We start from the raw sequence: 7,767 nt of genomic DNA, 5'->3' as shown, positions 1-7,767 counted from the left end.
CACCAGCATGGTCATTCCCTCCCTGGCCAGGTCCTTCATCACGTCCAGCACCTCACCCACCATCTCCGGGTCCAGTGCGGAGGTGGGTTCGTCGAACAGCAGCACCTCTGGTTCCATGGCAAGTGCCCGGGCGATGGCCACCCGCTGCTTCTGTCCGCCGGAGAGCTGACGGGGCCTTGCGTTGATATAGGGAGCCATGCCCACCCGGTCCAGATATCGAAGGGCGGCTGTGCGGGCCTCCGCTGGGTCCTTTTTCAGGACTTTTACCTGTCCAACCACGCAGTTCTTTAGAACGGTCATGTTATTGAATAGGTTGAAGGACTGAAACACCATCCCAACCCGAGAACGGTATGCCGCTGCGTCCACGCCCCGGTCCGCCATGTTCTTACCATGAAAAAGAATCTCGCCCGAGGTGGGAGTTTCCAGCAAGTTCACGCAGCGAAGCAAGGTGGACTTTCCGGAGCCGGAGGAGCCGATGATGGAGGTCACGTCTCCCTTTTCCACCGTGAAGTCGATGTCCCGCAGCACCTGATGACTGCCGAAGGCCTTGCCCAGATGGCGGATTTCAAGAATCGTTTCGTCCATGTCAGCTTTCTCCTCTCGAGGTGGTGTCCCGCTTTTTGGAGGTCTGCTTTGAATTTTCCCCGTATTCTTTGCTGTGCTCGTCAAAATTGCTGCCCCTGCCGGGATGGTTATAGGTCCCGGCGGCCATGGTCAGAGGGTCGGTTTGCACCAGTTCGTAGCTGTCGGACCCGTCCATCCGCCGCTCCACCCACCGCAACAGGAGGGAGGCGGTAAGGGTCATAGTGAGATAGCCCGCCATTTCGATGGTGGCAGAGGGGAAGTAGGTAAAGGTGGCTCCGGAAATCGCCTTGTGGGCGGCAAAAAAATCAGTAAAGCCAATAATGAACATCACGGAGGTGTCCTTGATGTTGATAATCAGGTTGTTTCCGATCTGGGGCATAATGTTCCGCAGAGCCTGGGGCAGAATGACACTCAACATGGTTTGGAAGTGGGTCATGCCAATGGCCTTGGCACCCTCGGTCTGGCCGGGGTCAATGGAGAGAATGCCGCCTCGGACAGACTCGGCCATATACGCGCCGGTATTGATGGATACCACCAGGATGGCCACGGTCCAGATGCCCTCAAAGCGGAGGGAGTTGTTGGTGAAATAGGGCAGGCCGTAGTAAATGAACACCGCCTGCAAAATCATGGGCGTGCCCCGGAAGACCTCGATATAAATGCGCAGCAACACCCGCACAAGCCCCAGACCCAACCGCTTGACAGGGTGGTCGGATTTGGCGCTGGGAATGGTCTGCAAAATACCGCAGCCAAGGCCGATGACACAACCGATTAGCGTGGCCACCACGGCCAAAATCAGCGTGCGCCAGATGCCGCCCAGATAGCTCACCATGCCGTATTTTGCCCAGAGATCGGAAATGTCTGCGGCAAGTTGTGGAAATCTTGACCAGTCCATAGTGGATTCCTCGTTCCCTCAGTATTCAACGGGCGCGCCCGGATAGAATTTTTCAGGCCCCGATGGGCTGCACGGCCACGGCCTGTGCCATCAAGTCGTTGAAATCATCAGTGGTCATGCCCGAAAGGACGGAGTTCATGGCGTCCTTCAGCACAGTGTTGCCCTTCATCACGGAGATGCCGATGTTCACGTCCTCGTCGGAAACCGTGAAGTCATCGCCGGAGCCGGAGAAGTTCAACAGCTTGAAATCGGGATAGGCGACCATTGCGCCCTGTGCGGTGGGCATATCGGTGCACACAAAGTCCACTGCGCCGGTTTCCAGTGCCATCAGCATAGCGGGGGCGGACTCCGCCGCCGTCCGGATATCGGCTCCCTCAATCTGAGGCAGGCAGGTTTCATACCAAATGGTGCCCTGCTGGCTTGTGCAGGAACCGCCGGCAAGGTCGCTGATGCCCTTGGCGTTTGCAAAGGCGCTGTCGGCCTTGGTCAGGCATATGATAGAAGCGAACAGATAGGGGCCTGCAAAGTCCACCTGCTCCGCCCGCTCGGCGGTCATGGACTGCCCTGCGATCACCGCGTCCACCGCGCCGGACTGAACGGCGGGCACCAGAGATTCCCACTCCAGGCGGACAATTTCAAGCTTCCAGCCGTTGGCCTCACAGAGCTTTTTGGCCATCATTACGTCGTAACCGTTGGCGTATTCGTTGGTGTCCCGAATGGGAACCGCGTTGTTGGAGTCGTCCGGCTGAGACCAGTTGTAGGGCGCGTAGCCGCACTCCATAGCCACTGTCAGCACACCGTCCTCCACACCGGAGGGGGCTGCGCCGTCAGCGGAGGATGGGGATGAGCTGGAACCGGAGGCTGCCGGGGTAGAGCTGCCGCCACAGGCGGCAAGAGATGCAGTCATGGCCAGCGCCAAAACGAGAGCAAAAAACTTCTTCATAAAAAATCTTCCTTTCTTTCAACCAATGGTCCTTTGTGGCGGCTGATGTTCAATATCCCTCTCTCCGCCACAAAAGAGAACGACAAAAAACGGGTCGCTTTGACGCAAAGCGACCCGTGGAAAAAGCAAGCAATACTGCCCGATTTAGCCATGATAGCGCTTCACAAAAAATGTGACAGTCCGGCGGGTATTCCCCGACAGCCCAGGCATCCTGGAGCAGGCAGCTCCAAAATCCTTCGGCGATGTCCCCTTTTCCGCGGCGGCTGCCTGCCGACTTACTCGCGGTACTGATGAACCTCGCGCCTCTATCTGAGCGATCCAATTTTGAGGTATCCTATCACGATATAGAGGGGATGTCAACCGTGTTCCCAAAATTTTTTTGCATTTTTGTGCAAAACGTAAAAATTGGCATATTTTAATGCAAAACAATTGAAACTCGTTTGACTTTGGTGGAATTGTGCATAAATAAACCTTTTCAAAATTGGAAGCAGATGGTACAATGGCCTCAATGGACGACATTGCTTAGTACGGGGGCTTTAAAGGCTGTCCGGCGCTACTGATTTTGCGCCGGCCGTACGAGAGAGGTATGCGGGTGAGGGAGCTTGAATTCGGCATTTTAAACTGGATACAGGAAAATTGTCGGACAGAGCTTTTGGACGCGACAATGCCGCTGATCAGCGCGCTGTGCAACCACGGAGAAATCTGGATTGCGCTGGCGGCGATTTTGCTTTTTACACGGAGATATCGACCTACCGGCGTGGTTTTGGCGTTGGCGCTGTTTCTGGATGTGCTGCTTTGCAACGGAGTTCTCAAGCCGCTGCTTGCCCGGACGCGGCCCTGCGACATGAATCCCGCGCTAACGCTTTTAATTTCAAGACCTCAGGACTGGTCGTTTCCATCCGGACACACGGCATTGTCCTTTGCCGCCGTGGGTGCTCTGCTGTCGGAAAAGCGCGGCAGACTGTTATGGCCCGTCCTGGTTTTGGCGGCTCTGATTGCTTTTTCACGGCTGTATTTATATGTGCACTGGCCCAGCGATGTGCTGGCCGGCGCTGCGGTGGGTCTGACGGTGGGCTTGGCAGCTGGACATTTGAAGCGGTGGGCAGATAAGAAAACGGGGCGGATTTGTCCCGCCGGAGGAGAGGAAGAGACGTGAAGGACACGCGGAAGAGACAGAAAATTCTTCTGGTGGACGGAGACGGAGAGCGCCGTCAGCAGACCGCAGGAGTTCTGGATGGCGTGTTTTGTGTCACGTCCGCGTTGGACGGGGAGATGGCGGTAGACATCCTGCGGACGCGACAGGACTTTGCCGCGATTTTGCTGCAATGCCGTCTGTTTGAATTCAGCGGGTTTGATGTGATGCACTTTCTCCACACGAACCGGCTGCTTAAGTCCATTCCCGTGATTGCCATGGGGAGAGCGGAGGATGAGTTAAAGGCGCTGAGCCTTGGCGCCGCCGCGTTTTTTGAAGAGTCCAGAGAGCCTGATATCCTCTCCTGTCAGGTGCAAAATCTGGTGAATCTTTTCTGGAAAGATCGGGATTTGGACCCGCTGACCGGCGTTTTGCAGTGGGAACCGTTTTTAAAAAAGGCGCGGGACACGCTGGCGGAAATGGAGCAGGACAAACGGCCCCGGGCTCTGTCCATTATCTTTTTAAATATGGACCGTTTTAAGGTGTTCAATGATCTTTTTGGCCGGGCGGCGGGTGACCAGCTTTTGCGGAATCTGGCGGCAAAGTTGACGGCGATGCGGGGCGCGATTCACGTGGGCCGCGTGGGCGGGGACCGGTTTGTGCTGCTGTGCCGCACGGAGGAGATGGAGCTTTCCCGCTTTAACCGGTTGGGCGCCGATTTGATGCGGCGGCTACACCTCAAATACGTGCTGCATTTGTGCTGCGGCGTCTATGAAATCGACGATCCTACGCTTCCGGTGGTGGAACTGTGCGACCGTGCACAAATTGCGCAGGAAACCGTTTCCGGCCGCAGTGACAAGAGCGTGGCGCTCTATGATGAGGAGTTGCGGCGCAGCCTGCTGTGGGAGCAAGAAGTGGCCTCTGGGATGTATGAGGCGTTGGAGCAGGGGCAGTTTCAGGTGTATCTCCAGCCAATTTTCAGCCTGTCGTCCAACGCGCCGGTGTCGGCGGAGGCACTGGTACGCTGGGATCATCCGAAGCGGGGGCTGATTCTTCCCAATCAATTCGTTCCCATTCTTGAAAAAAACGGCTTTATCAACCGACTTGACCAGTATGTCTGGGAGCGGGTGTTTCAGTATCTGGCGGAGTTGAAGGCAGCGGGTTACCCCGACGTCACAATTTCCGCCAATATGTCACGGCTGGATATTTACAGCGCAGATATTTGTGGGCTGCTGACGGGACTTGCTAAAAAATATGATGTGAACCCCGCTACCTTTCGTATTGAAGTGACGGAGAGCGTTTACATGGAGGACCCGGGGCAGATGTTGGATTTGACCCGGCAGCTCAACGCGGCAGGCTTTGCGGTTTTGATTGACGATTTTGGCAATGGCTATTCCTCGCTGAATATGCTGATGAACATGACGGTGTCGTCTTTGAAGCTGGACATGGGATTTATCCGCAGCGTTGGCAGCGACGAGCGGACGAACTGTGTGGTCAGCAGCATTGTGCGCATGGCCAAGTGGCTGGAGATGAGCGTGGTGGCAGAGGGAGCGGAGACGCAAACCCATGTGGATTATCTGCGCTCCATCGGCTGCGACCGGGTGCAGGGGTACTATTTCTCCCGCCCTGTTCCCGAGGAGGAATTCTTCTCTTTGCTGGAACGCTATCGGTCGGCTTCCGCACCGGAGCGGCCCCGGATTTATGACAAGACGGCGGACACCCGGGCGGTATGGGATGCGGTGAAGTCCTATGACAGGATGATGCAGGGGAGAATGGACGCGGCGGCCATGTTTGAGCAATTTGGCGACGCGGCGGAGATTCTTAGTGTGAACGACGGGTACTACCGCCTGATGGAAAGCTCTCCCGAGCTTTTGTTTCGCAGCGGACAGCTAATCACTGATTGGTTGGAGGAGCGGGACCGTCCTGCGTTTCTCATGGCCATGGACGTCGCTTCGGAAACGGGAGAACGACAGGAACTGGTAATCCGCCGGTATATGGATTCCTACCGCATCAAAAGCCTGATGGTCAGCGTCTACTATATGGGGCGCAAAGACAGCCGCAAGCTGTTTTTGGCTCTGTTCCGGGATATTTCCGAGTTGAGACTGCCTGCCGAGTTTGGCGGCAGGGGGCTGTCCGCCGTTCCCAGCGAGGAGACCGGGCCGCCCCGGCCGTCTCAGAAATTAGGCTGCCGCACCTGCCCCAAGCTTTTAATTGTGGAGGACAATCGAGTCAACCAACTGGTGCTGGAGAAAATGCTCTCTCCCCAGTACAGCATTCTGGGGGCATCCAACGGCAAGGCGGGACTGGATGCGCTGCGCAGCGGGGAAGACATCTGTGTGGTGCTGCTGGATATCATTATGCCCATTATGGACGGGTACGAATTTCTACAAAAAAAGGCACAGGACCCGGTTCTGCGGGACATTCCGGTGCTGGTGCTGTCCCAGAGAGACAACTTGGACAGCGAGGAAAAGGCCCTGCGTCTGGGTGCACGGGGCTTTGTGCGCAAGCCCTATGACCCTGAGGACTTGAGAAAAACGCTGGATGCGCTGGCAAATGGAACCTGATGATGGATAAATCGCACCTTTGCAACTCGCGGCGGCAGCCTTTGCCGCCGCGAATTTTGCGGGATCGCCGTGCAAAAAGCATGAAAACGAGGAGACGGGTAACCGTATGTTAAAGTCGAAGACTTATGAAATTGATATGTGCAGCGGGCCAGTTCTGAAAAAAATGCTGCGCTTTACCGTGCCACTGATGGCCTCCAGCGTGCTCCAACTGCTGTTTAACGCGGCGGACGTGATTGTGGTAGGGCGGTATTCTGGGGACAATTCCATGGCGGCGGTGGGGTCCAACACGGCCTTAATCAGTTTGCTGACAAATTTGTTCGTTGGGCTTTCCGTGGGCGCAAACGTGTTGGCTGCCCGGTATTTCGGGGCAAAGCGAGAGCGGGAACTCCATCGCGCGGTTCACACCACCATGCTTCTCGCCTTTTGCAGCGGCATGGCGATGGTTGTTGTGGGCATCGCTATGGCGAGGCAGGTGCTGATCTGGATGCAGACGCCGCCCGCTGTGCTGGATCTGGCGGTTCTGTACCTACGGATCTACTTTTTGGGAATGCCCGCCCTGATGCTGTATAACTTCGGCGCGGGTCTTCTGCGCTCCAAGGGAGATACCCGCCGCCCGCTGTATTATCTGCTGCTGGCCGGCGTTGTGAATGTGGCGCTGAATTTGCTGCTGGTCATCGTGTTCGATTTGGACGTGGCGGGCGTGGCTATCGCCACCGTGGTGTCCCAGTGTATCTCTGCGGCGCTGGTGGTTTCCTGTCTGATGCGGGAAACGGGGAGCTTTCGTCTGGAGCTGCGGGCGCTGCGCTTTTACAAGGAGCAGCTTCTCGGTATATTGCGGGTGGGCCTACCCGCGGGAGTGCAAGGCATCATTTTTTCTCTGTCCAACGTGGTAATCCAGTCCTCCGTCAACTCTCTGGGGGAGATTGTCATGGCGGGCAGTGCCGCCTCCAGCAATATCGAAGGATTTGTATATGTCTCGATGAACGCGGTGTATCAGGCAACGCTGTCTTTTACCAGCCAGAACGTGGGAGCGGGGCGGCTGGATCGGGTTAACCGTATTTTGCGGACAGGGCTGGGCGTTGTAACGGCCACGGGTCTGTTGTTAGGCGTGGGTGCATGGCAGGCAGGACGGCTTTTGCTTGGCATCTACTCCGGGGACCCATCGGTGGTGGAGGCTGGCTTTGTGCGTCTTGGTATCATCTGCGGAACCTATTTTATCTGCGGCATGATGGACACAATGGTGGGTGCCCTGCGAGGAATTGGCTACTCAGTGATGCCCATGATGGTGTCGCTGATGGGTGCCTGCGTTCTTCGTCTGGTGTGGATTGCCACTGTCTTTCAGATTCCGGCGTACCATACGCCGGAGTGCGTTTACTGGTCCTATCCCATTTCGTGGGTAGTGACCCTTTTGACGCATGTGCTTTGCTACCTCTGGGCAAAGCGCCGGACAGACCGCCGCTTTGCTGAAACACAGGCGCGGCAGGAGGCTGCGAAGATTTCTTGTCAAAATACTAAATAGGGTATTGCAAAATAAGCTGATACACTATATAATGTGTCTGATACAAAACTGTTTGGTTGACATAAAAGTAAGTTGAGAAGAATGATTTTGGCTTTTCAACAAAAGGGAGCGGCAAAAACATCATGAAAATTA

6 protein-coding genes and 1 riboswitch are annotated in these 7,767 nt (G+C 55.9%); of the genes, 3 read left to right on the top strand and 3 right to left on the bottom strand.

Going from position 1 to position 7,767, the window contains the following annotated elements; all coding sequences use genetic code 11:
• The 3 genes from RT018_RS11350 to RT018_RS11340 all read right to left on the bottom strand — a co-directional run.
• The coding region (locus RT018_RS11350; RefSeq protein ID WP_312942024.1) for an amino acid ABC transporter ATP-binding protein at positions 1–585 on the bottom strand (585 nt) is incomplete at its 3' end.
• A gap of 1 nt (position 586) precedes the next feature.
• Positions 587–1,477, bottom strand: a complete 891-nt coding sequence (locus RT018_RS11345; RefSeq protein ID WP_312942022.1) for an amino acid ABC transporter permease — start codon at positions 1,475–1,477, stop codon at positions 587–589.
• A gap of 52 nt (positions 1,478–1,529) precedes the next feature.
• Positions 1,530–2,420 carry a transporter substrate-binding domain-containing protein gene (locus tag RT018_RS11340; protein WP_312942021.1) on the bottom strand — a complete coding sequence of 297 codons (891 nt, stop codon included), beginning with the start codon at positions 2,418–2,420 and terminating at the stop codon, positions 1,530–1,532.
• 146 nt (positions 2,421–2,566) lie between these two features.
• Positions 2,567–2,736: riboswitch (Lysine riboswitch) on the bottom strand.
• A gap of 270 nt (positions 2,737–3,006) precedes the next feature.
• On the opposite strand from RT018_RS11340, the gene RT018_RS11335 reads away from it, so the two are divergent.
• The 3 genes from RT018_RS11335 to RT018_RS11325 all read left to right on the top strand — a co-directional run bounded on the left by RT018_RS11335 (position 3,007) and on the right by RT018_RS11325 (position 7,635).
• Positions 3,007–3,576, top strand: a complete 570-nt coding sequence (locus tag RT018_RS11335; protein ID WP_312942019.1) for a phosphatase PAP2 family protein — start codon at positions 3,007–3,009, stop codon at positions 3,574–3,576.
• On the top strand, positions 3,573–6,116 hold the full coding sequence (locus RT018_RS11330; RefSeq protein ID WP_312942017.1) for an EAL domain-containing protein: 2,544 nt from the start codon (positions 3,573–3,575) through the stop codon (positions 6,114–6,116). Before RT018_RS11335 ends, RT018_RS11330 begins: the two co-directional genes overlap by 4 nt.
• Before the next feature lie 106 nt (positions 6,117–6,222).
• Positions 6,223–7,635, top strand: coding sequence for an MATE family efflux transporter (locus tag RT018_RS11325; protein ID WP_312942015.1), 1,413 nt, complete (start codon positions 6,223–6,225; stop codon positions 7,633–7,635).
• The last annotated feature ends 132 nt before the right edge of the window (positions 7,636–7,767 follow it).

The organism is Oscillibacter sp. (assembly GCF_032060045.1).
In the GTDB taxonomy this organism is placed as follows: domain Bacteria; phylum Bacillota; class Clostridia; order Oscillospirales; family Oscillospiraceae; genus Oscillibacter.
This window is presented reverse-complemented; position numbering and strand designations above follow the sequence as displayed.

What these genes read in the sequence shown, in the direction of transcription:
- RT018_RS11345 (WP_312942022.1), bottom strand. Translation starts at nt 1,477, where the DNA reads ATGGACTGGTCAAGATTTCCACAACTTGCCGCAGACATTTCCGATCTC.
- RT018_RS11340 (WP_312942021.1), bottom strand. Translation starts at nt 2,420, where the DNA reads ATGAAGAAGTTTTTTGCTCTCGTTTTGGCGCTGGCCATGACTGCATCT.
- RT018_RS11335 (WP_312942019.1), top strand. Translation starts at nt 3,007, where the DNA reads ATGCGGGTGAGGGAGCTTGAATTCGGCATTTTAAACTGGATACAGGAA.
- RT018_RS11325 (WP_312942015.1), top strand. Translation starts at nt 6,223, where the DNA reads ATGTTAAAGTCGAAGACTTATGAAATTGATATGTGCAGCGGGCCAGTT.